Annotated in this window: 41 protein-coding genes and 1 tRNA gene; 3 read left to right on the top strand and 39 right to left on the bottom strand. The window is 54.9% G+C overall.

Annotated elements, in window-relative coordinates:
• Positions 1–29: 29 nt before the first annotated feature.
• On the top strand, positions 30–482 hold the full coding sequence (locus tag ENN40_07530) for a hypothetical protein (protein HDP95193.1): 453 nt from the start codon (positions 30–32) through the stop codon (positions 480–482).
• A 42-nt stretch (positions 483–524) separates the two neighbouring features.
• Here the strand turns inward: ENN40_07530 and ENN40_07525 are convergent, their stop codons facing one another.
• The gene (locus ENN40_07525; GenBank protein ID HDP95192.1) at positions 525–1,178 is read right to left on the bottom strand and encodes a hypothetical protein; all 654 of its coding nucleotides are present in this window, start codon (positions 1,176–1,178) and stop codon (positions 525–527) included.
• Between ENN40_07525 and ENN40_07520 the strand changes: the two genes are divergently transcribed.
• Positions 1,157–3,949, top strand: coding sequence for a hypothetical protein (locus ENN40_07520; GenBank protein ID HDP95191.1), 2,793 nt, complete (start codon positions 1,157–1,159; stop codon positions 3,947–3,949). The two genes, ENN40_07525 and ENN40_07520, sit on opposite strands and share 22 nt — an antisense overlap.
• The gene (locus ENN40_07515; GenBank protein ID HDP95190.1) at positions 3,946–5,490 is read left to right on the top strand and encodes a hypothetical protein; all 1,545 of its coding nucleotides are present in this window, start codon (positions 3,946–3,948) and stop codon (positions 5,488–5,490) included. Before ENN40_07520 ends, ENN40_07515 begins: the two co-directional genes overlap by 4 nt.
• A gap of 220 nt (positions 5,491–5,710) precedes the next feature.
• Here ENN40_07515 and ENN40_07510 read toward each other — a convergent pair whose 3' ends face one another.
• The 38 genes from ENN40_07510 to tuf form a co-directional block, all read right to left on the bottom strand.
• Positions 5,711–7,009 carry an FHA domain-containing protein gene (locus tag ENN40_07510; protein ID HDP95189.1) on the bottom strand — a complete coding sequence of 433 codons (1,299 nt, stop codon included), beginning with the start codon at positions 7,007–7,009 and terminating at the stop codon, positions 5,711–5,713.
• Between the two features lie 107 nt (positions 7,010–7,116).
• Positions 7,117–7,833: a hypothetical protein gene (locus ENN40_07505; protein HDP95188.1), complete on the bottom strand. Its 717-nt coding sequence runs from the start codon at positions 7,831–7,833 to the stop codon at positions 7,117–7,119.
• Complete coding sequence (locus ENN40_07500) at positions 7,830–8,969, bottom strand: hypothetical protein (protein ID HDP95187.1); 1,140 nt, start codon at positions 8,967–8,969, stop codon at positions 7,830–7,832. Before ENN40_07500 ends, ENN40_07505 begins: the two co-directional genes overlap by 4 nt.
• A complete protein-coding gene (locus ENN40_07495) occupies positions 8,890–9,675 on the bottom strand; it encodes a lipoate--protein ligase family protein (protein HDP95186.1) in 786 nt (261 codons plus the stop codon). Before ENN40_07495 ends, ENN40_07500 begins: the two co-directional genes overlap by 80 nt.
• 9 nt (positions 9,676–9,684) lie before the next feature.
• The gene (locus ENN40_07490; GenBank protein ID HDP95185.1) at positions 9,685–10,146 is read right to left on the bottom strand and encodes a polymer-forming cytoskeletal protein; all 462 of its coding nucleotides are present in this window, start codon (positions 10,144–10,146) and stop codon (positions 9,685–9,687) included.
• A 29-nt stretch (positions 10,147–10,175) separates the two neighbouring features.
• Positions 10,176–10,247 (bottom strand) — tRNA-Gly (locus ENN40_07485).
• Positions 10,238–10,651, bottom strand: coding sequence for a 50S ribosomal protein L17 (locus ENN40_07480; GenBank protein HDP95184.1), 414 nt, complete (start codon positions 10,649–10,651; stop codon positions 10,238–10,240). The genes ENN40_07485 and ENN40_07480 overlap by 10 nt, the downstream gene beginning before the upstream one ends.
• A gap of 108 nt (positions 10,652–10,759) precedes the next feature.
• Positions 10,760–11,791 carry a DNA-directed RNA polymerase subunit alpha gene (locus tag ENN40_07475; GenBank protein ID HDP95183.1) on the bottom strand — a complete coding sequence of 344 codons (1,032 nt, stop codon included), beginning with the start codon at positions 11,789–11,791 and terminating at the stop codon, positions 10,760–10,762.
• A gap of 10 nt (positions 11,792–11,801) precedes the next feature.
• Positions 11,802–12,434: a 30S ribosomal protein S4 gene (locus ENN40_07470; GenBank protein ID HDP95182.1), complete on the bottom strand. Its 633-nt coding sequence runs from the start codon at positions 12,432–12,434 to the stop codon at positions 11,802–11,804.
• Positions 12,435–12,447: 13 nt separating this feature from the next.
• Positions 12,448–12,843, bottom strand: a complete 396-nt coding sequence (locus ENN40_07465) for a 30S ribosomal protein S11 (GenBank protein ID HDP95181.1) — start codon at positions 12,841–12,843, stop codon at positions 12,448–12,450.
• 36 nt (positions 12,844–12,879) lie between these two features.
• Positions 12,880–13,248: a 30S ribosomal protein S13 gene (locus tag ENN40_07460; protein ID HDP95180.1), complete on the bottom strand. Its 369-nt coding sequence runs from the start codon at positions 13,246–13,248 to the stop codon at positions 12,880–12,882.
• Between the two features lie 57 nt (positions 13,249–13,305).
• Positions 13,306–13,419 carry a 50S ribosomal protein L36 gene (gene rpmJ / locus ENN40_07455; protein ID HDP95179.1) on the bottom strand — a complete coding sequence of 38 codons (114 nt, stop codon included), beginning with the start codon at positions 13,417–13,419 and terminating at the stop codon, positions 13,306–13,308.
• A gap of 9 nt (positions 13,420–13,428) precedes the next feature.
• Positions 13,429–13,656 carry a translation initiation factor IF-1 gene (locus tag ENN40_07450; GenBank protein ID HDP95178.1) on the bottom strand — a complete coding sequence of 76 codons (228 nt, stop codon included), beginning with the start codon at positions 13,654–13,656 and terminating at the stop codon, positions 13,429–13,431.
• Between the two features lie 6 nt (positions 13,657–13,662).
• The gene (gene map, locus ENN40_07445; GenBank protein ID HDP95177.1) at positions 13,663–14,412 is read right to left on the bottom strand and encodes a type I methionyl aminopeptidase; all 750 of its coding nucleotides are present in this window, start codon (positions 14,410–14,412) and stop codon (positions 13,663–13,665) included.
• Positions 14,409–15,044 (bottom strand): nucleoside monophosphate kinase, encoded by a 636-nt coding sequence (locus tag ENN40_07440; GenBank protein ID HDP95176.1) that lies wholly within the window; start codon positions 15,042–15,044, stop codon positions 14,409–14,411. Before ENN40_07440 ends, map begins: the two co-directional genes overlap by 4 nt.
• On the bottom strand, positions 15,041–16,420 hold the full coding sequence (gene secY / locus ENN40_07435) for a preprotein translocase subunit SecY (protein HDP95175.1): 1,380 nt from the start codon (positions 16,418–16,420) through the stop codon (positions 15,041–15,043). Before secY ends, ENN40_07440 begins: the two co-directional genes overlap by 4 nt.
• Positions 16,417–16,869: a 50S ribosomal protein L15 gene (locus ENN40_07430; protein ID HDP95174.1), complete on the bottom strand. Its 453-nt coding sequence runs from the start codon at positions 16,867–16,869 to the stop codon at positions 16,417–16,419. The genes secY and ENN40_07430 overlap by 4 nt, the downstream gene beginning before the upstream one ends.
• The gene (locus ENN40_07425; protein HDP95173.1) at positions 16,869–17,078 is read right to left on the bottom strand and encodes a 50S ribosomal protein L30; all 210 of its coding nucleotides are present in this window, start codon (positions 17,076–17,078) and stop codon (positions 16,869–16,871) included. Before ENN40_07425 ends, ENN40_07430 begins: the two co-directional genes overlap by 1 nt.
• A complete protein-coding gene (locus ENN40_07420; GenBank protein HDP95172.1) occupies positions 17,069–17,560 on the bottom strand; it encodes a 30S ribosomal protein S5 in 492 nt (163 codons plus the stop codon). The genes ENN40_07425 and ENN40_07420 overlap by 10 nt, the downstream gene beginning before the upstream one ends.
• 19 nt (positions 17,561–17,579) lie before the next feature.
• Complete coding sequence (locus ENN40_07415; protein ID HDP95171.1) at positions 17,580–17,954, bottom strand: 50S ribosomal protein L18; 375 nt, start codon at positions 17,952–17,954, stop codon at positions 17,580–17,582.
• Position 17,955: 1 nt separating this feature from the next.
• The gene (locus ENN40_07410) at positions 17,956–18,489 is read right to left on the bottom strand and encodes a 50S ribosomal protein L6 (GenBank protein ID HDP95170.1); all 534 of its coding nucleotides are present in this window, start codon (positions 18,487–18,489) and stop codon (positions 17,956–17,958) included.
• A gap of 8 nt (positions 18,490–18,497) precedes the next feature.
• A complete protein-coding gene (locus tag ENN40_07405; GenBank protein ID HDP95169.1) occupies positions 18,498–18,893 on the bottom strand; it encodes a 30S ribosomal protein S8 in 396 nt (131 codons plus the stop codon).
• 11 nt (positions 18,894–18,904) lie between these two features.
• Positions 18,905–19,090, bottom strand: a complete 186-nt coding sequence (locus tag ENN40_07400; GenBank protein ID HDP95168.1) for a type Z 30S ribosomal protein S14 — start codon at positions 19,088–19,090, stop codon at positions 18,905–18,907.
• Positions 19,091–19,101: 11 nt separating this feature from the next.
• The gene (locus ENN40_07395; GenBank protein HDP95167.1) at positions 19,102–19,638 is read right to left on the bottom strand and encodes a 50S ribosomal protein L5; all 537 of its coding nucleotides are present in this window, start codon (positions 19,636–19,638) and stop codon (positions 19,102–19,104) included.
• Between the two features lie 10 nt (positions 19,639–19,648).
• A complete protein-coding gene (gene rplX, locus ENN40_07390) occupies positions 19,649–19,972 on the bottom strand; it encodes a 50S ribosomal protein L24 (GenBank protein HDP95166.1) in 324 nt (107 codons plus the stop codon).
• Between the two features lie 17 nt (positions 19,973–19,989).
• Entirely contained in the window at positions 19,990–20,358 is a 369-nt protein-coding gene (locus ENN40_07385; protein ID HDP95165.1) for a 50S ribosomal protein L14, read from the bottom strand.
• The gene (rpsQ, locus tag ENN40_07380) at positions 20,355–20,666 is read right to left on the bottom strand and encodes a 30S ribosomal protein S17 (GenBank protein HDP95164.1); all 312 of its coding nucleotides are present in this window, start codon (positions 20,664–20,666) and stop codon (positions 20,355–20,357) included. The genes ENN40_07385 and rpsQ overlap by 4 nt, the downstream gene beginning before the upstream one ends.
• On the bottom strand, positions 20,656–20,856 hold the full coding sequence (locus tag ENN40_07375; GenBank protein ID HDP95163.1) for a 50S ribosomal protein L29: 201 nt from the start codon (positions 20,854–20,856) through the stop codon (positions 20,656–20,658). The genes rpsQ and ENN40_07375 overlap by 11 nt, the downstream gene beginning before the upstream one ends.
• A gap of 10 nt (positions 20,857–20,866) precedes the next feature.
• Positions 20,867–21,277 (bottom strand): 50S ribosomal protein L16, encoded by a 411-nt coding sequence (locus tag ENN40_07370; GenBank protein ID HDP95162.1) that lies wholly within the window; start codon positions 21,275–21,277, stop codon positions 20,867–20,869.
• A 2-nt stretch (positions 21,278–21,279) separates the two neighbouring features.
• The gene (locus ENN40_07365) at positions 21,280–21,963 is read right to left on the bottom strand and encodes a 30S ribosomal protein S3 (protein ID HDP95161.1); all 684 of its coding nucleotides are present in this window, start codon (positions 21,961–21,963) and stop codon (positions 21,280–21,282) included.
• On the bottom strand, positions 21,963–22,316 hold the full coding sequence (locus ENN40_07360; protein ID HDP95160.1) for a 50S ribosomal protein L22: 354 nt from the start codon (positions 22,314–22,316) through the stop codon (positions 21,963–21,965). Before ENN40_07360 ends, ENN40_07365 begins: the two co-directional genes overlap by 1 nt.
• A 12-nt stretch (positions 22,317–22,328) precedes the next feature.
• On the bottom strand, positions 22,329–22,598 hold the full coding sequence (locus ENN40_07355) for a 30S ribosomal protein S19 (GenBank protein ID HDP95159.1): 270 nt from the start codon (positions 22,596–22,598) through the stop codon (positions 22,329–22,331).
• 3 nt (positions 22,599–22,601) lie between these two features.
• Positions 22,602–23,429 (bottom strand): 50S ribosomal protein L2, encoded by an 828-nt coding sequence (locus ENN40_07350; protein HDP95158.1) that lies wholly within the window; start codon positions 23,427–23,429, stop codon positions 22,602–22,604.
• Positions 23,429–23,725: a 50S ribosomal protein L23 gene (locus ENN40_07345; GenBank protein HDP95157.1), complete on the bottom strand. Its 297-nt coding sequence runs from the start codon at positions 23,723–23,725 to the stop codon at positions 23,429–23,431. The genes ENN40_07350 and ENN40_07345 overlap by 1 nt, the downstream gene beginning before the upstream one ends.
• Positions 23,722–24,342: a 50S ribosomal protein L4 gene (locus ENN40_07340; GenBank protein ID HDP95156.1), complete on the bottom strand. Its 621-nt coding sequence runs from the start codon at positions 24,340–24,342 to the stop codon at positions 23,722–23,724. The genes ENN40_07345 and ENN40_07340 overlap by 4 nt, the downstream gene beginning before the upstream one ends.
• A complete protein-coding gene (locus ENN40_07335) occupies positions 24,339–24,980 on the bottom strand; it encodes a 50S ribosomal protein L3 (GenBank protein ID HDP95155.1) in 642 nt (213 codons plus the stop codon). The genes ENN40_07340 and ENN40_07335 overlap by 4 nt, the downstream gene beginning before the upstream one ends.
• A gap of 38 nt (positions 24,981–25,018) precedes the next feature.
• A complete protein-coding gene (locus ENN40_07330; protein HDP95154.1) occupies positions 25,019–25,327 on the bottom strand; it encodes a 30S ribosomal protein S10 in 309 nt (102 codons plus the stop codon).
• 8 nt (positions 25,328–25,335) lie between these two features.
• Positions 25,336–25,541 (bottom strand): elongation factor Tu (tuf, locus tag ENN40_07325; protein ID HDP95153.1); only part of this gene is annotated, 206 nt, incomplete at its 5' end.

Below are 25,541 nucleotides of genomic sequence, written 5' to 3'. Positions count from 1 at the left end.
CATAACCGCATAATTGACAGGAGGTGGAAATGGACCGCAAGATATTCAGTGAAATAATTGATTTCGCTGTAGAAAGAGAAGTTGATGCCATCAGGTTCTACCAGGATCTGCAAAAAATGGTCCGCTTCAACTCCCAGCGTGAACTCCTTCACGAATTCGAGGAAATGGAGAAAGGGCACGTGGAGGTTCTGGAGAAAATCCGCGGCATGGAACCGGCCCGGATCGATGTCCCCCGAATTCAAAACCTGCAGATCAGTGACTACATGGTTGCTTCCCCGCCCACCGGGGACATGAACTTTGAAGACATTATCACCATCGCCATGAAGCGGGAAGAAGCGGCACAGAGACTCTATACCGATATGGCCGGCAAGGTTGACGACCCGCAGTTACAGAAACTTTTCCTGAGATTGTCCGCGGAAGAGGCCAAGCACAAACTCTACTTCGAGACCATGTACGATGACGAGGTCCTGGCGGACAACTGATCCTCTACCCCGCCCCAATCGGGCGACCCACACGGACCCGTTTTACAACCCGAGCAACCCTGCCTTGAAACCCTCACCCGGCCCGGGTTTTTCGCCGATCCAGCAGGCAAAAAGAGCGTCGGCGAAATCTTTGCCCGCAATTGTGCCCTTTACCGAGCCCTTGACGCTGACTTCCGTCCCCTTGCCCGGAAGATAGGTAAATATCAGCTCATCGCCGCTTTTCACATCTTCCATGAAACCGGCCAGGGTATCAAAACGCTGTTTTAGATCCGCTGAATAGCCCGGCGTGTTGGCTTCCAACCCTTCATACCAGGCACCATTGACTTTGCCGGCGCCCACGCTGCGCACGAAGTGCATCACCGTGCGACGGGGAGCGTCGGCGGACAGGATTTTGCGGGCGTCCGATTCCTTTTCGGGAAGGTAGAGTCCGGCCACATACACCTTGAATATGACTTTCTTGCGCAGGGCCATTCCATTAAGTACCATGGGCTGTTCAGCTATTGTTATCCGGTCCGGCATCTGAACGCCGCGGAGTTCAGCGGCCGAAAGCGGATTAACCAGGAATCCCAGCAACAATCCCGTCAGAATCAAGCGCTTCATCTTCACCTCCTGAATCTGTTCACGCAAGCCGTGAAGTCGACGATTCACAGGGACTCTACGCTGTCGCTGACGGAATGTCAAGCCGTGCGTGGACATCCCCGATTAGGTGTGCCAGAATATCGTTCATGATCATCACGCCCCCGGAACTTCAGTCGCCGGCCGCCGAGATTCGTCGTTGGATCCGCGACGGGTTTCGTCAATACGGTCCGGATCCCTGGCTTTTTATGCGGGAGCTGGCCCAGAACAGCCGTGATGCCGGAGCACGAACAATTGAAATCCGGGCGTACCGAGATGCCCGGGACCGGGAGTGGCTGGAATTTTGCGACGACGGCAACGGCATGACTCGCCAGACCGCCAAGAACTACCTGTTCCGCTTTTACGCTTCTTCCAAAGAGAAAACTTCAGGAGCGGCCGGGCGTTTCGGAATCGGGTTCTGGTCGGTGTGGCGATTCGGGCCCTCCATGTTGCGTATTTATTCCCGTCACAAGCGCAACGCCTGGTCCGTGGAAGTAGACGCGGAGTTTCGTGTCAAGGAGCTCACGCCGGCGCAATTGGAGCCAGGCACCCGAGTCATATTGCAACGCCCGGCCGTGTTTGAGAACGAAACCTCTTTTCAGGACGCGGTAATGCAGGCCGCGTCCCACTACTGCCGTCACCTGATGCGCCGGCGTCCCGCCCATCGCAGCCTTCCCGTCAAGGTGAACGGACATCCGGTCTCCCGCCCCCTGAGGCCGGCCGGCCACTTCGGCCACTCTTTTCGCTATCGCCACATCAGTGGAGGAGCGGCCCTGGGGGAAATACCGGAGGTCCGCGTATTCAGCGGAGGATTGCCGGTATGGCGGGGAACCTCAATAGCGGAAATCACCGGAGAGGAGGAACGCCAGGCCACAACGCGGATATCAGCCCACAGCCTCTACCCGGTTATCTGGATGGAGTGCCCGGGCATCAAAGTCAACATGTCCAGGCGCCACCCGATACACGGCACCCGATTGGCGCTGTTGCGCCGCAGGGGCGAGAAAGAGATCACGCGCCTCTTTTCCCGTATCCTGGACCAGGGAGAAGGCAGAAGCCCGGCCGAGCGAGTTCGGGATGGACTGGAAAACCTGGCTTGTTTTCTCCGTGGACGCACATGGCTTAAAGCCGGGCTGATACTGCTGTTGCTGATCCCGGCTGAAATCATTTTACTGCGCCGTTTGCCGGCACCCGGTAACGCACCTGTCCTGGAACGACTGACCCGCGAAGACATTCACTATACCCGGACAACGGTGGATGATAACGCTGTCGGAGCCGCCCCCGATCTGACTTATTCTCCTCAAACAACCCTTTACTTCCGGCTTTTTTCCGCCCAGAAATTTGATTCGAAAAGAGGCTTTGTGTACAGCCCGGGAATTGCGGAAAAAGTTCCGGAAACGGGGCGCGCAACAGAATCCATTCGCGTGCGTCTCGAAACAACAGGCGCCCCGGACAGCTTGCTGCCCTGCCCATCCGGGTTAGAGGTGGATCGATCGAGCCTGCGTTGGAACAGTGAACCGTTGCGTGCGAACCTCCGCCGTGATTCGGGCGCCCGCCTGATCGACCTGCCCCCTGGAAAAAAGGGACAATTGCACTATACCTGTTTTCCCGCCGAACAAGCCAACCGGTTGAATGCGAATCATCGGCGCATCCTCCTGTCACTTCCGCCCCGTGGAGAATGGCCGGGTGAAATCCGTACACTTGTGGGAAAGGCCCGCAATCTCACCATTCCGCAACGGGTCACACTGGTAAAGGATTTCATCGCCCAAAAACTCATTCCGGAACCGGCCGAGGACACCGCGCTGCGTTTCCGCCGCCTGGAAGCACAAGATTGGACCCGCCGCGTCTTGACGATCGGACGGGGCGATTGTGACGTAATCAACGGATTCGCCGTTCTCCTGCTGAGGCATCTGGACATTCCGGCGCGCATGGGTATCGGCTGGGTCGGAACCAACGGCCGCCTGGCTCCCCGCCTGCATGCCTGGATCGAGTATCACCATAAAGAATGGCGTTACCTGGACCTGTCCATTCCGCCGTCTTTGAGCCCGGCAGACTCGATCGCACCCACACCCACGGATCCAATCTCCGATTCGCAATCTTACTGGATCCCGGTTCTGGTCTCTGCGGCGTTCGCAGGCCTTGTGCTGGTGATTTTCCTGCTGCGACGCAAGCGGCGAATCAAGCATGATCCCGAAAGAGACGCGGTGTTATCTCGCCTGGTGCTGGGCGCATTGCTCTACCCCGGGCGCTGGGGATCCCGAAGCAGTTTGTGGACTTCAGCCGTTCTCCCCTGTATGAACGGCAGCCGCATCTCGCTGAGGCGCGCATTAGCGAGAATCCACGTCAAGGGACTTTTTTGCGCTTCGCCGGGAAACCCCATTGCGCGTCGCAGCCGGCGCATACTGGATGCCGGTAATCCCCATTTCCGCCATCTATACCGTTTGATCTACGGAATCGTGGACCTGGATACCGTTGCCGAAGCCGGGATCAACCCCGTCATGCCGCTCGACCTGGAAAAAGATCATCTTCTGGAGCGCCTGACTGTTCTGGGGAAAAAAATGAAACGCCGGGGCTGGCGGGTCGGCGTGACCGGCAACCCGGAAGCCATGCCGCCCCAATGGATCGACATTTCTTCCCTGGGAAAGAGGCTTCCTTCTTTCTGGCGCCGGCCGGTACTGGCAATCTCAGTGAAGCATCCCGCCTACACCAGGGCGGCCGCAAAGGTGAACCGCCATGAAAGAGAAACCATCTTCGCCTTGATAAACAATTCCCTGGGGGAAGCTCCGGTTCTGTTCGGTCATACATTCGAGGTCCCTTCCTGCCTGGCGCACCGGTTTTTAAAAAATCAATCATGATCAACCACGAATGGTTCAGCGTAGATGCCCGGGCGCATATGCGCAAGTTGTCGGATTTTCACTTTCATCATCCGGGCGGTTTTATTCTGGATTTGATCCGCGGAGCCGTTAAGCGTGGAGCACGGCGGGTTCGCGTCGAATTAAGCCCCGGGTGTGTCCGCGTGGCGGACAATGGCTCCACTCCGTCGAGGCAGACCCTGGAGTCGCTGCGCTTACTGGCAAAGCCCGGGATCAATGAGAACCGGTTGGAGCATTTGATCCACGAGTTGCTCGATCCGCCGGGTATCGGCTGGTTGGCCGTATTCGCACCCTCCCCGCTCCAGGCAACCATTCGGGTTCGCCGGGAGTCACAATGGAAACGAATCGATCTTTTCCCTTTTCACAAGAGTCCACAAGGAAACAGCCAAACTGACGTCATGACGGGCATGAACACGGTGGTTTCCGTATTGATTCCCGAAAACACATTGCCGTGTTCTCTCAGCCGGCTCCGCGAATCCTGTCGGGCGGCAACCGCCAGGATAGAGGTGAACGACCAATTGGTGAAACAGGGACATTTGTTATCCCATACGTTTCTGGCGCGACAATTGCGGCACAGGTCAAGTGCCGCACCGGCCATCATGGCTCTGCCTGAGAAAGGAGAAGCTTGTCGCCTGGTTTTGACTGATACGGGAATCCCCTGGGATGAAATGAACCTGCCACCCCTCGGGGGATTGGTGTTCCACCTTCAGTTCGAGCACCCCCATCCACCCGGAACCGAATTTCTTTCCGTCTGGACGGCCCCGGCACGCCGCCTGTACAGCCTGGCCGCCGCTGAATTCAAGCACCTCAAGCCGAATCACCGTAAACGCCTCGAAGAACTCTTTTTCCAGTTGTACCGTCAGAGCGGCGATGATTCACTTTTTCGAAACGCTCCCATCTTTACCGGGATGAAAATGAAGGGACCTATTTCCCTGGCGGACATTGAGTTTCTGGCCGCGAGCGCGCCCATCTCATTCCGGCTGCATCACAACCACATGCCCCCAACCATAGAGCGGCACACACCGGTATTGCACTTGACGTCCCTGCAACTGGACTTTCTCAACCGCAAGGGGTTACGCTTACGCAAAGCACCGGATCCGGTTATCCTGAAAGACTCTACTTACCGGCGCGTCTGCTTTCTTTTGAAAAAAGCCACCATCCTTCTGACGCGATTGCGTTTCCGCGACACAAAGCCATTGTCCCTTGAGCAGCTCTTACCCCAAGAGCGCGCTCTGGTGAAATTGTTGTCTGATTCACTCTCCCGGCCCGGCCCCGGAAGCCCGCCGGGTACCCTGCCCCCGATCTGGAATCCGGTGGTGTTGGATTGCCGGGCATGGATACCCGTATGGCCGGGCGCGAAACTGGGAGATTTCAACTTCCGCGACCTGATATTCGCGCGGCGCCATCCTGATTTCCACACAGCGGCCAGCCGCCTGCAGCAAGCCCCGCATGAAAAGGACCTGATATGCGCGGCGTTCCGCCCGGCGGTTCGGAATACGGGAGTGGACAGAAAAACAGAATAACCCGCCTGTCTCTATTCAGCGCGGCGGTTCCGTGGCCCTCCGTTAACCTGCGTTTCTCACCGGGATTGTCGCGAAATGGCGGAGATGGTTGCAGTGACAAGGCATGCGACGTGAATTCTTCGAAGACATAGCAGCGCTATGGCTGAAAAGAATGACCGAGCATAACGCCGTCAATGCGGCCATATCCGACATTGCAGCAGATCGTTGTGAGAAATGCAGGTTAAGTGAGTTTGAACTCCAGGCGGATCATTCCGATGACAATTTCATCGCCATCGGCGAGGACCTTCTCATTTTTCACCTTTTTGCCCTTGACGATAACGGAATCGGCAGGGTTCAGGCTGCGAATTGTGTAACGACCTTTCGCGAAACGAATCTGCGCATGTTCGCGGGAAACGGATGCGTCCTCCAGAATCACTTCGCCTTTCACCCGGCCGATGCGGGTATTGAAACCCAGGGCAAAGGCTTTCCCCGCCAAAACACCTTTATTGATACAAAGTTCAGCCGCCGGGTCGGGCCGCTTCCTTGTTTCTACATCCCCCATCTCGTGGTTGATCTCCTCCATGCTGACCTGGCGGGTGCGGAGCCCCCCGTTCACTGCGGCAAGCGTTGGCACGGCGGCATGGTCGGCATGCGCAGAGTTACGGAAAATACCCGGCAGCCGGACCAAACGGGCGATGAGGCGGCGGCGCAAACGGGCGGATGAAAGGCGACCGGCGTCCGCCGGCAGCTTGGGCCGGGTAGAAGAGAATCGCGGTTTGCCCGCGGAGGCCAGAACCACGGTGATGTTGTCGGCACCGCCGCGAAGCAGGGCCAGATCCACCATTAAACGCGCCGCTCCGGGCAGGTTGCGGCTGTGGTTGACAATCCGCCACATATCCATGGCATCCAGGTAATTGGACAAGCCGTCACTGCACAGCAGCATAATGGAGCCCGGGGGAACATCCAGAACGTCCACCGGGTCCGGATCGAATTCCCGTGACCCTCCCAGGGATTTGTAAATCACGTTGCGGTAGCGGAAATTGCGTGCTGTCTGCGGAGTTAAAACTCCACTATCCAGCAAATGCTGGGTCATGCTGTGATCACGGGTGACCTGGCGAACGCCGTCATTACCCAGCAGATAGAACCGGCTGTCGCCAATGTGACCCAGGAACACTTTGCGGGAATGGTCAGGGGAACTCTCATTTTCCCTAATCGCCGCAAATGTCAGGGTGGTACCCATGTTGATATTGCCGAAAGACGTTTCTCCACGGTGACGGATGCGTTCATGCGCCAGCACAAGGCAATCTTCCATGATTTCATTCATGGGCAAACGATCCACATTCAGATGGATCAGACGGGATACCGTGTTTACCGCCAGCCAACTGGCCACTTCACCACCGGCCGCTCCGCCCATGCCGTCCGCCACGGCAACCACAAGCCAATTCGAAACTTTCTCCAACAGAAACTGGTCCTCGTTGTTGGTACGCTCCCGGCCGATATCGGATAGGGCGAACATGCGACGTTGGTTACGGATTCCCATCTCTTGTCAGCAACCGCGGGCGGTGTGCCCGCAGTCAGATTCCCATGTTAGGCGAAGTTGCGCGGAAAGTCAACGAAAACAAAACAACCGAAACTTCGCGCAACTGGCTAAGACCGGAAGGTTGTATCGGCGTAACGCTTCTTCCATATCTTGATTGCCGCATAAAGAACCAGCAGGATGCCACCGACGCCCGCCAATCGCGGCCAATGCAACACTTTCCCCAGACGGTGGTATTCGCGCAACGCCTCCAGGATCAAAAACATGGCCAACATGTTGAAGATCGAGTCGTTCTCTTTGACAATGACCCGCCGCCATTGAAAAACCGATTCAGCTGGGCGAAATTCACTCTTGCCGGGAATGATCCGGGGGACTCTCTGTGTGTATTCTTGGTATTTGCTTGCATATTTCCGGTGCAGATAGGATTCCTCTCCCAGGATAATCAAGGTATATTGCCCGCAAAGGAAAGCCAGCATTAAGAAAAAGGCCCAGGGATTCCCCCAGAAAAACAGGATCCCGCAATAGATCAGGGTATTTGCAATATAAAGGGGATTCCTCACCAACGAATAGGCACCCGTTACATTCAGGGCGTCCGCGCGCAGGTAGGACTCTCTTCCGGAAGTCCCGTGGTGGACGAATCCAACCGTCAGCACGCGCACGGCCTCGCCCAGAAAAGCCGTGATTACTGCAGCCGCCGTGATCCAGGGCTGGGCATCACCGTAGTAACGCGGCGGGAAACAGACCAATACCAGCACGATCATGGGCAGCGGGGAGTACGAGCGATGCCGGAACAGCCACATCCCCAGCTGCTGAACTTTGATCCTCATCCGCCCCCCTGCCGGATTCCCACAGACCAACCGCGGCGCGAGAGCAGTTTTTGCAACCGGGGCAGATCATCAAGTGCAACCGGCGTCAGGCACACTCCGTGGATTTGCTCCGGCAAACGATCCAGGAGCCCAATCAATTCATCTTCAGGCACATATTCACCGCTTTGCCAATCCCGCCACTGGATTTTCACCACCAGTTTGTCTTTGCACTTAGCCGCGGCCCGGGCAACCATGCGGGAAAACAACTCTGCGGCATCCGCGGCGGACAAGCCCAGTTCAGCCGCCATTTGACGATGGTAAGCCATCAGGAACACGTGGTCTACGCCGGTCGCCAACAAGAGATCCAGGTCATGCGCATACCACTCGCGCGATTTCTTTGCTTGCAGGGGCGTCTCGTAGTAGACATTTACGCCAACGCGAATATCGGGGTTGCGCTGCTTGCAGATGCCGACAATCTGCGACAACACCTCCGCCACCCGGCGGGTTTTGACATCCACCCAGCGGGAATGTGCAAAAGAACGCGGGTCCAACATTGAATCCATTTCGGAAGGATTCCCGGTTTTCAGAACATAGTGAGCCCGCCCCCACGAAGAAAGGCCCTCGCAACTGCGAATAACCAAATCGTCCTGGATCATGATGCCTTTGATTCCGCTTTCCGCCAGTTGGCCAAAAACCGCCAGGACGCGTTTCATGGCATCCGGGTTAAACAAGTCCAAACTCGGAATGACTTGCAGGGCACCGGATTGAAAGCTGCGATCCAGCAAACGTGAATCGCCAATCCAGTCAAAACGCCGTGTGATCATCCAGGCCCAGATGCTGTCATGCTTGGGTCGCGTACGCTGAATCAGGTCCGCCAGCAGCGGTTTAACAACCTGAAATTCAGGGTTTTGAAAAAACAGCCCCCCCTGACTGGATTGGTTGCGAAATACCCGTACGACCAAGCGGTCGATTCCGGCAGCTTGCCATTCCAGCGGATCCAGTTGGGCGAACACATCCTCGCCATGGAATTGTGCGAACACAACCGGCCGTGACGCCGCAGCCAACCCCTGCACCAGGCTACAAAGACAGATTCCAATCGTCGCCGCGGTACTTGTCCACCAGGGCGTCCAGCATCCGGGGATTTTGGGCTTCAATATCGAACTCCTCGAAAGTCTCTTGGGTGAACGCCAAAAAAGCGTCTACTATGGCCCGGGTCAAGGCGTCTCGGTTCAGTTGGGGTTGAACATCACCCAATGTGGTCATGCTGTCACGAATGCGGTCCGGGCGCATTCGCGTTCCGCGGGCATAGAGCTCATAGTTCATGGAAAAGGGAATTGAACCATGTTGCAGCAACGCCTGGTGATTGCGTTTCTGCGCCGACCCGATGATTTTTTTGTCGCCGATCTCAATCTCGTTGGGAGTGGGAAACGAAAAACATGGGTGATCGCTGCGGGCCAGGGCGGGTTGACGGGCCGTGGAGAGCTTGGCTGGAATGTTCAAGCGTTTCAAGCCATCCACCAGGATCTGCGCGATCAATCGATAGGACTGCAGCAAGTCGTGATCTTTGTGAAAAATTGCCTCAGAAGACACCACGGCATAGGTAATCTCGTCGTCATGAAGAACGGTCTTTCCACCGGTAATCCGCCGGACCAGGGGATGATTGCCGTCGTTGAGAATGTTCAGGTCTACGGCCCGAGCGGATTTCTGGGAAACGCCGATGGAAAATGCGGGACGCTCCCATGCATAAAGCCGCAGTATTCCCGCTTCATGGGTTTGGCACCAATGGAAAAGGAACTCGTCCCGTGCCATGTTGACAGCGGCTGAAAGGGGCGTTTTGTCCAGGAGCAGGAACCAACGGGACATGGCTGTGGTTCAGGAAGACTTGGAGCCTGAAGCGGATGTAGTTGTATCCGGTTTATCCGCGGCGCCATCCTTGGGAGCCATGTCGATTTGGCCCTTGAATACCGCACCGTCCGCCAACATCATGCGGGGGGATGCCACATCGCCAAGCAGTTCGCCACCGGCTTCAATGTTGGCCCGGTGACAATCGATATCACCCTGAACTTTTCCACGAATCACGATTACATCGGCCTTGATGTTCGCGGTTACAATTCCGCCGGGTTCCACCACCACGGTTCCGCGCACATTCATGTTGCCGGTCACTTTGCCCAGGACACGGACTTCCTCTTTGGCGCGGATGCGCCCGTTTACCGTCAATTTCGGACCAATAATCGTTACCTGTTCACTGGGTTGAAGCCGGGTTGAACGGAAACCGGGTTCCGGACTCCGGGTTTCAATGTTATCCTTTGCGCTTTTGCGTTTGAATACGGCCATGGATCACCCTTTTTCCGGCTGGGGGTCAAAGCGGGCAACGGGGATCGAACCCGCAACCCCAAGCTTGGGAAGCTTGTACTCTACCATTGAGCTATGCCCGCTTACCCTTTGCCTTGCCTTTATCTTTGGACTTTTTCTTAACCTCGAACTGATGGTCCACGAATTCGAGTATGGCCATTTCAGCGCCATCGCCCCTGCGAAAATCCGTGCGCAGGATACGGGTGTATCCCCCGGGACGATCCATGAACCGCGGGGCCACATCGTTGAACAGGCGGTGAACCGCGTCACGCTTGTAAAGGAATGCCATTGCCCGGCGCTTGGCTGCCAGGGTTCCGGTCTTGCCCATGGTAACCATTTTTTCCACGATGGGTTTCACGGCCTTGGCCTTGGCCAGAGTGGTCTCGATGCGGTCGCGTTCGATCAGGCTTTGCGCCAGATTGCGCAGTAAAGCCTTTCTATGGGCGGGGTTGCGTCTGAGTTTGAATCCGCCTTTAAGATGCCTCATGGTTCACTCCTGAATATCAATTGAATTCATTACTTGATTCACATACCGGGAAGCCGGAAAGCCTTGAAAGTATACGCCAAGCTATCCCGAAAATCCAGTCTCATCGGATTACTCCTCTGCGTCGCCATCATCCTCCCGCACAGGAGAAGTATTCAGCCGATCATCCAAATCGACTTTCATAGATTCCGGAAGCTTCTGGCCCAGAGCCAGGCCATTTTCATCCAGTTTGATGAGGATCTCTTCCAGAGATTTCTTGCCGAAGTTCTTGGAATTCAGCAGTTCGTGTTCCGTTTTTTCAACCAACTGGTAAATATAGTCCACACCGAGGCGCTTCAGACACTTGAGCGCCCTTACAGATAACCCCATGGACTCAACATTTTTTTCCAGAACATCGGTTTTCTTTTCAATCACCACGCTTGTCTCCGGCTCGGCGGCGGTTCCCCGTCCGGTTTCATCCGCCGCATCCAGAAAGATGGCCAAGTGGTCGCGCAGGATTTTTCCCGCGTGGGCCAGGGCATTTTTGGGTGAAATGGATCCGTTGGTCCACACTTCCAAAGTCAACTTCTCGTAATCCGTGCGTTTGCCGACTCGTGCCGGAGAGATGGTGAACTTTACTTTCTCTACCGGATTAAAGTTGGAGTCAACGGGAATATAATCCACCGGCAGGTTCTCATCGTAATTCTGTTCCGCCAGATGGAAACCGACTCCTTTCCGTACCAGTATTTCCGCACGAAACTCCGCCCCTTCTTCAAGATACGCGATATGAATGTCGGAGTCCAGTACCTCAACATCGCTGTCGGTCACAAAGTCTCCGGAAACGATCTCTCCTCCGCCCGATTTCTCGATGCGCACGATGCGGGGTTCATCTACATTCAGTTTTAAAGGCACACCCTTCAGGTTCAGGATGATATTCAGTACATCTTCATAAACCCCCGGAATCATTGAGAATTCATGCAGCACGCCGTCAATGCGAACCGCGGTGATGGCGTATCCCTCGATGAGAGACAGCATCACACGGCGGAGCGCGATGCCGATGGTGTTCCCGTAGCCTCTTTCAAAGGGCTCAGCGACAAACCGGCCAAAGTTCTCGGTCAGTTCTTCCACTTCCAACCTGCGAGGCCGTTGATAGTTGAACTCCATCATCTCCTCCTTATTTCGAATACAACTCGACGATCAGGTGTTCTTCAACCGCCAGGGATACATCCTCACGGGCGGGCAGGCTGTTGATCTTGCCGACACCTTTCTCGGGATCAAAAACGATCCAAGCCGGGACATCCACCAATCCTTTTACGTCTTCCAACATGGCTTTTATGCTGTCGCTTCCCGCCGACTTTTCTCTGAAAGTCACCACGTCGTTGAGTTTAAGGATGTAGGACGGAATAGAAACCTTGCGACCATTTACGGCTAGATGCCCGTGGCGAATCAACTGGCGGGCGTGGGCACGGGAATACGCCATATTTCCGCGGTACAAAACGTTATCGATGCGAAGCTCCAGGCTCTGAAGCAAATTCTCACCCGTAATGCCTTTGCTTTTGGTTGCCCGGTCGAAAAACAGGCGAAACTGCTTTTCACCCAGGCCATAAAACCGTTTTACTTTCTGCTTTTCACGCAATTGCAACTTGTAATTCGACTTACGGAACGAAATTCGGGCGCCACGTTGGCCGGGGGGATAATTGCGCCTTTCAATGGCGCACTTGTCCGAGAGGCAGCGCTTGCCCTTGAGAAACAACTTGGTGCCTTCAACCCGGCACAACCTGCATTGGGAACCTGTATATCTACCCATATTGGCTTCCTCCTTACACTCGTCTCTTCTTTTTCGGCCGGCAACCGTTGTGAGGGATGGGGGTAATGTCCTTGATGGTCCGAACCCGGAAAGGTGTACCGGAAATGGTGCGCAGCGCACTCTCCCGTCCTGAACCCGGTCCTTTGACGCGGACATCCAGACTCTTGATACCGAAACCCACGGCATCCTTGAGCGCTTTTTCCGCCGCCAATTGCGCCGCGAAAGGAGTGGATTTCCGGGAACCCTTGAACCCGATCATGCCGCCGGAAGACCAGGTCAGCACATTGCCGTCACTATCGGTAATGGTCACGATGGTGTTGTTGAAGGTAGAGTGGATGTACATCACGCCGTGAGATACAACCTTCTTTTCCTTTTTCTTAATCCGCCGCTTCACCTGTTTTTTAACCATTCTTTTCCTCCAGAAATGCGCCTTTATCTAGGGTGGTCATTTTCTTTTCTTGATCATCGCGCCGCGGGGTCCCTTGCGTGTCCGGGCATTGGTCTTGGTCCGCTGGCCGCGGGCGGGCAGCCCGCGCTTGTGGCGTTGACCCCGGTAGCAATTGATATCCATCAGGCGCTTGATGTCCTGGTTCACTTGCTTGCGCAGATCCCCTTCCACCACTTCCTGTTCCTCGATGTGCTTGCGGATGCGGGAAAGTTCATCGGCATTCAGATCCGTGACCTTCTTGTCCGTATCCACCTTGACTTCCTTCAGGATAGCCTGCGACTTTGAACGGCCGATACCAAAAATATATGTCAGGCCGATTTCTACCCGCTTTTTGTCGGGAATGTTCACACCTGCTATTCTAGCCAAGATTACCTCCTGTCGACTGATTCATTTATCTCTTTGCTCCTGTTCAAATATTGCATGTCAGCCCTGACGCTGCTTGTGTTTCGGATCTTTGCAGATTACCCGGATCACACCTTTGCGGCGGATCACCTTGCAATGATTGCACATTTTTTTCACTGAGGCTCGTACTTTCATGGCATCCTCCTATTTGTACCGGTAAATGATTCTTCCCCGGGTAATATCGTAGGGAGAAATCTCCATCAGGATCCGGTCTCCCGGCAGGATCCGGATATTGTACTTGCGCATTTTCCCGGAAGGGTGAGCCAGAATTCGATGATGATTCTGGTCCAATTCAACCAGGAACATGGCATTCGGCAGCGTTTCGATAATCACTCCCTTCACCTCGATTACATCCTTGTCTTTGGCACTCATAATCCGTTACAACCTCGTTAGAATTTCGGGCCCGTTGTCCGTCACAGCCACCGTGTGTTCAAAGTGTGCCGCCAGGCTGCCGTCAGCAGTCACAACCGTCCATTGATCATCCAGCGTGCGGACCTGCCAGGTTCCAGCCGTGATCATGGGCTCGATGGCCAGGGTCATGTTGGTTTTGATGCGGGGTCCTTTCCGGCCGGCGTCGTAGTTCAGAATCTGCGGCTCCTCATGCAATTGGCGTCCAATACCATGCCCGGTCAGGTCCCGAACAATCTCGAATCCCCTGGGCCGGACATAATGATCGATGGCCAGGGAGATGTCACTGATCCGGTTTCCCGCCGTCGTGGCCGCGACCGCCTTTTCCAGGGATTCCCGGCATACCGTCATCAATCGCTCCGCTTCAGGGGACACCGAACCCACTGCGTAGGTTCTTGCCCCGTCACCGTAATAACCCTCATAGATTGAGCCCACGTCGATCCCCACGATATCGCCTTCCTGCAGAAACCGGTCCGGTGAAGGAATCCCATGGACCACTTCTTCATTTATCGAGATACACAGTGTGGCGGGGAATCCGTTGTACCCTTTAAATCCGGGGCGGGCATTCAACTCCAGGATGCGCGCTTCCGCCCATTGATCCAACTCCAAAGTGTTGACCCCCGGGCGGATGTGGCCGGCGATTTCCTGCAGGATCACGGCGATAATGCGGTTGGCTTCCCGCAGCAAGCCCAACTCGTGACGGGTCTTGAGAACGATCATGACACGATCTCTTCAATGGCCCGTGCCACCTGATCCATAGGCAAAGCCGCGTTTACATAATGCAAGTTGCCCTTGTCACGATAGTAATCCAGCATGGGCATGGTGCGCTCCTGATACACCTTGAGCCTCTCGCGGACGGAGTTTTCGCTGTCATCGGTCCTTCGCATCAACGGTTCACGGCAATGATCGCATTGCCCCACCTTCAGAGGCGGACTGACTTCCAGGTTATATACGGCACCACAATTGCCGCAGGTAATCCGGGACAAAACCCGTTTGACAACCAGTTCTTCGTCGTCAATATCCAGAAGAATGGTAATTTCCCTGGATACTTCCAAAACGGCCAGTGAACGGGCCTGGCCGAGAGTGCGGGGGAACCCGTCCAGAACGTACCCTTTTGATACGTCCGTGCGTTCCACTTGTTGACGCACCATTTCCACCATTACGGCATCATCGATGTAACCGCCCTGCGCCAGGATCGGTTCCACTTGTCTGCCCAATGGGGTTGCCTCGGCCACTTCAGTGCGGATCAGGTCTCCCGTAGAGATATGGCGGTACCCGAACCGCTGTTCCAGCCGACGGGCCTGAGTTCCCTTTCCGGAACCGGGAACCCCGAAGAGGATGATGCGGATCATCCACGTCTCCCGCGGATTCGCCCCTTGCGCGAAAACGAATCGTAATTGCGCATGGTTAACTGCGCTTCGATCTGCTGCACGGTATCCATGGCCACTCCCACCACGATCAGGATGGAGGTGCCGCCAAAGTAGAACTGAACGCCAAGGCCTTCCTTAACGAAACCGGGCAGCACCAAATCCAGCCAATCTCCGATCCAGGGGAGTGCCTGGAAGCGGAAACCCGTCATGAGGAATTCCGGGATCAAGGCAATCAGGGCCAGATAAATCGCGCCCACAAAGGTCAACTTGGATAATACGTTGTCGATATAGGCCGACGTGTTCTTGCCCGCCCGGATCCCGGGAATGAAGCCGCCGTGCTTTTGCAGGTTATCCGCCACGTCCTTGGGGTTAAAGATGATCGAAACATAGAAGTAAGTGAAAAAGATGATCGACGTCACGTAGAGCAACGTATACAGGGGCATGCCGAATCCCAATTGCGCGGCGATCTTCTTGGCGATGGGATGGTTGACAAAGCCGGCGATTGTGGCGGGAAAAGTAATCACCGAAGATGCAAAGATAATGGGGATGACCCCGCCGGTGTTTACCTTGAGGGGCAGGAAAGTACTCTGACCGCCGTACATGCGCCTCCCCTGAATGCGCTTGGCGTAAGATACGGGAATGCGGCGTTGCCCCATCTCCACAAAAACGATGAACCCGATCACCGCCAGCATGAGGGCCAAAAGGAAAAGGATCTTGATCGGACTCATATCTCCGGTTCCCAGTCCTTGAACCGTGCGTACGGCACTGGGTACCAGGCCGATTACAATTCCGGCGAAGATGATCAGCGAGATGCCGTTGCCGATGCCGCGTTCCGAGATCTGCTCACCCAACCACATGATAAACACCGTCCCCGTAGTCAGGGTCAGAATCGCAACAAAACGGAACCCCCATCCGGGATTCAGCACCACGGGCAGACCGCTGGGATTCATCTTTTCCAGGGCAATGGCGATACCAAAAGCCTGCACCAGGCAGATCAAGACTGTTCCATAGCGGGTGTACTGGGTGATTTTGCGCCGCCCCAGTTCGCCCTCTTTAGAGATCCGTTCCAGGTAGGGCCAGACAACCTGCAACAGTTGCAGGATGATGGACGCACTGATGTAGGGCATGATCCCCAAGGCGAAAATGGTCATGCGCGACATGTTGCGTCCGGAAAACATGTCCAGGAACCCCAGGAATGTTTCCTTATTCTGCTCAAAAAACTGCTGCAGCGCCTCGATATTGATACCGGGAATCACGATTTGTGAACCGATACGGTAGACCGCCAGCATCAAGAAGGTGAATACCACCCGCTTTCTCAGTTCGGGAATCACGAAGATGTTGCGCAGAAAGGTGATCAATTTTCGTCTCCTCCAAGAGTAACGGCTTCACCGCCCTGTTTCCGGATCTTTTCAAGCGCGGATTGGGAAAAAGAGTGGGCATGCACACGAACCTTTCGGGTCAGTGTTCCGTTGCCGAGGACTTTGATGAGAACATTGCGGCCGCGAACCATGCGCGTCTGCGCAAAATCCTCGGGACGGATCTCATCCAGTCCGGATTTTTCAATGCGGTCCAGGTTCACTACGGCGTACTCGATGCGGAACTTGTTGGTGAAACCCCGTTTGGGGACACGGCGCACCAGGGGCATCTGGCCCCCTTCAAATCCACGTTTGCGGGCATACCCGGAGCGGGATTTCTGTCCATTCATGCCTCGACCGGCGGTTTTTCCCAAGCCGGAACCGATACCACGGCCCACACGTTTGCGCTTTTTAATGGCGCCGTCGGCGGGTTTCAGGTTTGCCAATGTAATCATTTTTCCACCTCCGTGACTTCAAGCATGAAATCGATTTTGCGCACCATTCCCATAATCTCGGGACGTTTCTCCCGGATAACGGATGATTGCAACTTGTTGAGGCCCAGGCCACGAACCACTGCCCTCTGGGCCGCCGTGCGGCCAACCAGGCTCTTTACCAGGCGGATACGCACCTTGGGGAAGGATTCCGTTTTTTTTACTGCCATAGTTCTTCCTCCTTCTGGTTCCGTTTGCTCCGGACCTCGTCAGGTCGACTCAATTCTTTGAGTCCCTCTATGGTGGCCCTGGCCACAGTTAAAGTGTTCTTGCTGCGCAGGCTCTTGGTCAGGATGTTTTTGATCCCGCCAAGCTCCATGATCACACGCACGGCTCCGCCTGCGATCACACCCGTTCCCGGAGAGGCAGGCCGCAATACGACCCGGGCTGCTCCAAATTCTCCCACCTTGTAGTATGGAATGGTCTGATTGATGATGGGGACGTTGATCAGGTTTTTCTTGGCATCCGCAACGGCTTTCTTGATGGCCAAGGGTACTTCACGGGCTTTGCCCGTACCCAGCCCCACACTGCCGCCTTTGTCACCAACCACAACGGCGGCGGAAAAACGCAGATTTTTGCCGCCCTTGACCACCTTGGTGACGCGACGAATCTGGATGACCTGTTCCTCGTACATGGGTTCCATATTTTCCATTTCCCGCACTTTGATCTCCTTAAAACTGGATTCCACTTTCCCGGGCCGCATCGGCAAATACTTTGACCCGTCCGGAGTACATGCATACGCCGCGGTCGAATACAACACGGGTGATCTTTTTCGCTTTCAAGCGTTCCGCGATCACCTGGCCCATCAATTTGGCTGCTTCTTTGTCTTTTGTGCTCTTTAACTTCGCCCGCAGATCCTTCTCAAGCGTAGTGGCGGCCGCCAGCACATTGCCGTTGCGGTCATCCACCACCTGGGTGTAGAGGAACTTGTTGCTACGGACTACAATCATACGCGGTCGTTCCGGTGTACCATTGACAAGTTTTCGGATCGACTTGCGTACACGGTCACGGCGGCGGCGCTTTACAATGTATTTATCGGTTATCATGTTACACTCCAGCGGTTTTACGGACTTTCTGACGCAGGTATTGACCTTCCAGACGGATTCCCTTGAGCTTATATGGCTCCACGGGACGCAGTTTCTGGATGTTGGCGCACACCTGTCCCAGCAGCTGTTTGTCGTGAGAATGCAGGGTAAAAGAGCCGGGATTTTCCTGGGAAGCGGTAATTCCTTCCGGAAGTTCAAAATTAACCGGATGGGAATGCCCCACCTGGAGGTTGACCACATTTCCCTTGACCTGGGAGCGCCAACCCTTGCCCACGATCTCCAGCTTCTGAGAAAAACCCTGGGTGACACCGGTGACGGCGTTGCGAATCAGGCTCCAGATCAATCCCTGTGCCGCTCGGTAGCGCTCTTCCTGGCGTTTTACCCATATCTGGCCGGGTTCAGTGCTGACATCCACGCCCGCGTGCAGGGGAACAGACAACTCGCCCTTGGGCCCTTTAACCCGGACCTTGTCGTTCCCGATTTCGATGGTCACCGCGGACTCAAACGGGATGGGTTTGGATGCTAACCTAGACATTCTTCCTCCTACCAGATATGCAGCAGTACTTCACCGCCGATCCGGTTCTTTTCACATTCACGCCCGGTCATGATGCCCTTGGACGTAGACAGCAAAGCCACGCCAAGTCCACCCAGAACGTTGGGAATCTCATCCGATGAGGCATAAACACGGCAACCCGGCTTGGAGATCCTTTTCAATCCTTCAATTACGCTTTTCTTACCGCTGTACTTCAATTCCAGGATCAATTGCGCTGGAAACACGCTGTTTTCCACTTTGAAATTGTGGATAAAGCCTTCGCGCTTGAGAAGCTTGGCGATTTCCAGTTTCACCTTGGAAAGCGGCATCTCGGCTGTCGCCTTCTCCACCATGGCGGAATTGCGAATCCGCGTCAACATATCTGCGATTGGATCAGTATGGGTCATAAGATATACTCCTACCAGGACGATTTCGTGATCCCGGGGATTTCGCCTCTTAGAGCCAATTCACGGAAACACAGGCGACATACTTGGAACTTGCGGTAAACCGCCCGGGACCGACCACAAAGGCGGCAGCGGGTCTGATTGCGCACGTTGTATTTCCGGGGTCGTTTAGATTTTGCGATAATCGATTTCTTTGCCACGAATTCCTCCTTTAACGGAAAGGCATGCCCAGCTCTTTGAGCAGGGCCAGGGCCGCTTTGTCCGTTTTGGCCGAAGTCACAATGGTGACGGCCATTCCTTTCTGGTTATCCACTTTGTTGTAATCGATTTCAGGGAAAACCAGTTGATCTTTCAACGCCAGGGTGTAATTCCCGCGCCCGTCAAAAGAGCGTGGCGAGATCCCCCGAAAATCCTTAATCCGGGGAAGCACAACGCTGATCAGGCGATCCAGGAAATCGTACATGCGCAGTCCGCGCAAGGTCACCGTGGCGCCCACGGGCATACCCGCACGCAAGCGGAACTGAGCAATCGACTTGCGCGCCCGGCGCATTGTGGGCTTCTGCCCGGTTACAATGGCCATCTCCTCCATCACCTTGTCCAGGGCTTTGATATTCTGGGTGGCTTCACCCACGCCTGAGTTCACCACGATCTTTTCCAGCCTCGGCACCATCATGACGTTTTTGAGTTGCAGATCCTTCTGCAGGCTGTTTCGGACCGTTTTCTTGTATTGTTCGTACAATCTGCTCATACCTGTTCTCCTAATCCAACACGGTCCCACACTTGCGGCAAACCCTTACTTTGCCGGAATCGGACACCTTGTAGCCGATGCGCACGCCCCGCTCACATTCCCGGCAATAATACTGCACGCTGGAAAGGGGGACGGATCCCTCTTTGTCTACGATTCCACCCTGGATGTTTTTCTGGGGATTGGGACGCACATATTCCTTCATTACGTGGACTTTTTCCACTACCACGCGGCTCTTTTCGGGGACAAAACGCAGCACCTTGCCGATTTTGCCTTTGTCCTGGCGCTTGCCGCGGATCACAACCACGGGATCATTTTTCTTGAGCTTGGTTTTCATTCCGGGTTTGTCCGTCATCAGAGCACCTCCGGAGCCAGAGATATGATCTTCATAAAGCGTTTTTCCCGCAGTTCCCGTGCCACCGGTCCGAACACGCGCGTTCCCACGGGTTCACCCTGTTTGTCGATTACCACCACGGCGTTGTCGGAAAAACGGATGTAAGAACCGTCACGGCGCCTCACTTCTTTACGGGTACGCACAATCACGCCGCGCACGACCTCCCCGGACCGGATCTTGGAGTTGGGTTCAGCTGTCTTGACAGATCCCACGAACACATCTCCCACCCGGGCAACCTTGCCGACCGATCCGCCAAGTGCACGAATAAACTGAATCTCGCGAGCTCCGGAGTTGTCGGCCACCTTTAACCGAGTATTCATCTGGATCATTTGCTTACCTCGTTCTCAATCTCGTCAGGTGAGTGACCCGGTGTGGATGACACGATCTCCTGCAACAACCACATTTTGCGGCGGCTGATGGGACGGACCTGGCGGATGCGCACCACATCACCCATGTTGCAGCGATTTTCTTCATCGTGAGCCAGATACTTTTTTTTGAATCTCACGGTCTTGTGGTACATGGGATGCTTGAAGATGCGTTGAACACTCACCGTAACGGTTTTTTGCGCGCGGTTGGAAACCACCACACCGGTAAGTATTCCCGTGCTTTTCTCTTTAGCGCTTTCGTTATTTGACATTTTCTGACCTCTTTTCGGCAAGAATCGTGATCATCTTGGCGATGTCCCGGCGGGTGGAGCGAATCTTGAAAGGGTTCTCCGCCTGCCCCAGGGCCTTCTGCATCCGTTGTTTAAATATCTTGTCGCGGGACTCCACCAGCTTGTTTTCAATCTCATCAACGGTCATGGAACGAATATCTTTGGCCTTCATCACATTGCTCCTACTTGTTGCGCGTGATAAAACGCGTACGGATGGGGAATTTCCCCTGGGCCAGGCGCATGGCCTCTTTGGCCACTTCTTCGGATACGCCTTCCAATTCGTAAATCACGGCTCCGCATTTCACCACGTCCACCCAGAATTCCGGGTCGCCCTTGCCCTTGCCCATACGCACTTCAATGGGCTTGGCGGTTACGGGCTTATCAGGAAATAGGCGGATCCATAACTTGCCGCCCCTTTTGATATAGCGGTTGATGGCCACACGACCGGCTTCAATCTGCCTGGCCGTAATCCACGCGTTCTCCAGGGCCTGCAAACCGAATTCACCGAACACCAGGCTGTTGCCTTTGGTGGCTTTGCCACGGCGTTTACCGCGGAACTGCTTTCTGTGTTTTACCTTCGCGGGCATCAACATGGCTATTCTCCTTTTTCGGCGATTTCAAGGGGTTGCGCGCGGTAGCGCTCCTTTTCTTTGTCGCTGGTATAGACCCAGGTCTTGATCCCGATCTGGCCGTAATCCGTAAAGGCTTCGGTAAAACCGTAATCGATATCGGCTTTCAAAGTCTGAAGGGGCAACTTGCCCACGAGGTACCACTCGGAACGCGCGATCTCGGCACCACCCAGACGACCCGACAACTTGATCTTGATGCCCGTGGCACCCGCCCGCAGCGTGGAGTCGACCGCCTTGCGCATGGCCCTGCGGAAAGAGATGCGGCGCTCAATCTGGTAGGCCACGCCTTCGGCCACCAATTGCGCCACCAGTTCAGGATACTTGATCTCAATCACATCCACCAGGATCTTGTCCAGGGTCATACCCGTGATCTCACCAATCTCTTTCTTCATTTTCTGAATGCCGGACCCACCCTTACCGATAATGATTCCGGGCCGGGCGGTATTGATCTGGACTCGAATGGTATCGGAAATGCGTTTGACTTCAATGGATGCGATTCCCGCGTGCTTGTACCGCTTTTTAATGGTGTGCCGGAGTTGCAGGTCGCTGTGGAACAGGTCGATATACTGCTTTCCCTTGGCATACCAGAGGGATAGCCAACTTTTATTGAAACCCAGACGGAATCCGTATGGATGTGTTTTCTGTCCCATTATTTCTCCTCTCTTTCATCTAAATAAACCGTAATATGGGCGAATTTTTTCATGATACGCACACCCCGGCCCCGGGGAGCGGCACGGAAACGCTTCAACGAAGGCGCCTGATCCACGAAAATCCGGGAGATATACAGGTTGTCCACGTCCACGTTGGGGAATTTTACCTGAGCGTTGGCAATGGCGGAATTCAACACCTTTGAAATCTGGCCGGCGGCTTTCTTGCGACGGCTGAAGTTCAAGATGGTCAGCGCTTCTCCAGCGTCTTTGCCGCGGATCAAATCCGCCACCAGCCGGCTTTTCTGGGGTGATGTCTTGACATATCGACCTTTAGCAATTGCAATGTGACCCATAGGTGCGCCTCCTTACCTCTTGCCCTTGGATGTATGACCCTTGTAGTTGCGGGTGGCAGCAAATTCACCCAGTTTGTAGCCCACCATGTTTTCGGTCACGAAAACGGGAATAAACTTTTTGCCGTTATGAATGGCAATGGTCATTCCCACCATTTCCGGGACAACCGTAGATGCCCGGGACCAGGTTTTGATGACTTCACGGGACTTGGTGTTTTTTACACGCAAGACCTTCATGAACAGTTTTTCATCAATGAAAATACCTTTTTTAATTGACCGTGGCATGGATCACTTTCTCCTTCTTCTGACAATGAACTTCTGGGTGCTTTTGTTTCGCCGTGTGCGGTACCCCTTGGTGGGCACACCCCATGGCGTTACGGGAATGCGTCCGCCCTTGGTCTTGCCCTCACCGCCGCCGTGGGGGTGATCAATGGGATTCATCACCGTACCCCGCACATGGGGACGGCGGCCCAGCCAACGCGTCCGACCGGCCTTGCCCACCTTGATGTTGCCGTGTTCAACGTTGCCCAGTTGACCGATTGTGGCCCGGCACTCGTTAAAGACTTTGCGCAACTCTCCGGAAGGCATTTTCAGCAACGCATACCGCCCTTCTTTGGCCATCAGCGTAACCGATGAGCCGGCCGTACGAGCGATCTGACCACCGCGACCGGCGGCAAACTCCACATTGTGGATCACAGTGCCCACGGGGATGTTTTTCAACTGCAGGGCATTGCCTGAACTGATTTCCGCCTCTCCGTCACTGGATATGACGGGGTCACCCACTTTTAAACCAAGAGGCGTCAGAATATAACGACGTTCTCCATCGGTGTATTTTACCAGGGAGATCCGCACGGATCGGTTTGGGTCATACTCGATGGTTTCAACCACACCCGAAATATCCAACTTGTTGCGCTTGAAATCGATAACGCGGTACTTGCGCTTATGACCACCGCCCCGAAAACGCAAGGTGATGCGTCCCTGGTTGGACCGGCCGCCACTCTTCTTTAATGCGGTGACCAACTTGCGATAGGGCTCTTTGGCCGTGATTTCACTAAACGTATATCCCGTTTTGCCCCGCTGCCCCGGGGTGACGGGATTGAATGCCTTTATCGCCATCATACCACCTCGAAATATTCAATCATCTTCGCACCTTGCTTCAATTTGACATAGGCCTTTTTCCACCCCGGGCGGCGACCGCTGAAGCGGCCATAACGCTTCTCTTTTCCCTGGAAATTCAGGAGGCGCACACTGCCCACCTGGGTTTTAAACAAGGTTTCGACCGCTTCCTTGACCATGATCTTGTTGGCCTGAGGGTGAACCTTGAAGCAGAGGGTCTGCTGCTGGTCTTTCAAATCCGTAGATTTCTCGGTAATGAAAGGCGCCACGATAATATCGGTGTGTTCCAGTTTCATTTGAGCACCTCTACCAATTGGTTCACCGCATCCAGCGAAAACATGATGGTTCCGTAATCCAGAGAATCATACACATTGATCTCGGAAAAATCGATGGCTTTGATGTTGGGGATATTGCGTGTACTTTTCAACAACTGGGTGTTTTCACGCTTATCCACGATCAGCAGCTTTTCGAAAGAAAAGTTTGACAGAGTTTTCACCATTTCCCGGGTCTTTCCGGAAGCCACATCCAGTTTATCCACCACCAGGATCCGCTCGTTGCGGACCTTGTCGGAGAGAACGGATTTCAGCGCGTTGCGCCGGGCCTTGCGCGGCATTCCCAGGCCGTAGTCGCGTGGCTGGGGTCCGAACACGGTGCCGCCACTGCGCCACAGCGGGCTGCGGTTGGAACCCGCGCGGGCGCGGCCGGTGCCTTTCTGGCGCCAGGGCTTGCGGCCGCCGCCGGACACCTGGTGACGGGATTTCGTGCTGGCATTGCCCTGGCGGCGAGCCGCCATGTGGCTTTTAACCGCCTCGTAAATCAGGTGCTCTTTCAAGGGATAGTTGAACACCTCTTCGGGCAGTTTGACCTCGCTGACCTCTTTATTGTGCATATCCCTGACCTTTAACTTGATCATGGTTGTCTCCTTTTAAAGGAATCCTTCAGCACCATTACGTAGTTGCCGTTGAACCCGGGAACCGCCCCGTGAACCAGGATCAGGTTGTTGGCGGCATCAACCCGCACAACGCGCAAGCCTTTTACAGTTTTGCGTTTGCCGCCCATACGGCCCGGCATCTTTTTACCCTTATGAACTTCTCCCGGATAAGCGCACATACCTGTGGATCCAGGTCGACGGTGGAACATGGAACCGTGGGTGGCCCGGCCGCCGCGGAAATTCCAGCGCTTGACCACACCCTGAAATCCTTTGCCCTTGGTGGTTCCCGAAACGCTGACCGATTCTTTCTCTTCGAAAATATCCACTTTCACGGTGTCACCGACCGCAATGGTTTCGTCATCCAAAAAAACTTCCCGCAGAATTCTTGTCGGCGGCACACCGGCTTTGTCGAAGTGTCCTTTCAGGGGACGGTTGATGCCCTTGGTTTTTCGATTCTCAACCAGTCCAATTTGGACTTTGCGGCCATGTTCGCTGCCGTTGGACTTCTTCTGCACCACCACGCAGGGACCTGCCTGGATTACCGTTACCGGATGAACCCGGCCGTCCTCGTCGAACAACTGGGTCATGCCGATCTTTTTTCCTATCAGTCCTTGTATCATTGATCTCACCTTTCATCCACGCCCACCGGCGCGGGCCGCTAGTTTGACTTCACCTCAACTTCGACACCAGCGGGAAGATCCATCTTTTTCAGTTCAGCAATTGTGTCGTCATTGTGTTCGCGGATCTCGATCAGTCGCGAGTGGGTGCGGCGTTCAAAGTGTTCACGGGATTTCTTGTCCACGTGGGGTGAACGCAGCACGCAAAACTTCTCGATCCGGGTGGGAACCGGAATCGGACCCGCCACCCGGGCACCCGTACGTTTGGCCTTGGCCACGATTTCCGCGGAAGACTTGTCCAGGATGCGGCTGTCAAAAGATTTCAACTTGATGCGAATTTTGGTTGCCATAATTGTCCCTATTCAATAATATCGGTCACGGAGCCGGCGCCGATGGTGCGGCCGCCTTCGCGGATGGCGAACTTCAGGCCCTTCTCCATGGCAATCGGCGTGATCAGCTCAATTGACAGGTTCGCGTTGTCGCCGGGCATGACCATCTCCACGCCTTCGGGAAGATTAACCGAGCCCGTCACGTCCGTGGTGCGGAAAAAGAACTGCGGACGAT

The organism is Candidatus Aminicenantes bacterium (assembly GCA_011049425.1).
GTDB lineage: Bacteria > Acidobacteriota > Aminicenantia > UBA2199 > UBA2199 > UBA876.
The sequence above is the reverse complement of the archived record's forward strand: the minus strand, read 5'-3'. Positions and strand labels throughout refer to the sequence as shown.